Source organism: Leisingera sp. XS_AS12 (assembly GCF_041224635.1).
Lineage (GTDB): Bacteria > Pseudomonadota > Alphaproteobacteria > Rhodobacterales > Rhodobacteraceae > Leisingera.
Map to the genome: position 1 here is coordinate 1 of NZ_JBGFGM010000053.1, position 277 is coordinate 277.

Genomic DNA, 277 nt, shown 5'->3' on the forward strand with positions numbered 1-277 from the left:
CAGGCATTCCGCCCGGAGCTTGCTGTTAAATGCCTCAATGAAGCCATTGTCCGTTGGCTTTCCTGGCCGTGAGAAGTCGAGCGTGACGTTGTTGGCATAGGCCCACAGATCAAGGTCGCGGGAGATAAATTCGCTACCGTAGCACGTCGGGAAGATTGGCCGCTGAGAGGTTATGGCCACGCGCGCAGCCCTCAAACCGCGCAGCGGGTGGCCATAACCGGGTCTCAGGTCTCAACAGTGGTTTTGCGTAGACCACACCGCTGAGGAGACCGGCTAT

General features: G+C 58.5%; 1 pseudogene. It reads right to left on the reverse strand.

The features are described from left to right. Positions 1–138: pseudogene (locus AB9K35_RS02065) on the reverse strand (integrase core domain-containing protein); the annotation flags it as partial. Positions 139–277 lie beyond the last annotated feature (139 nt).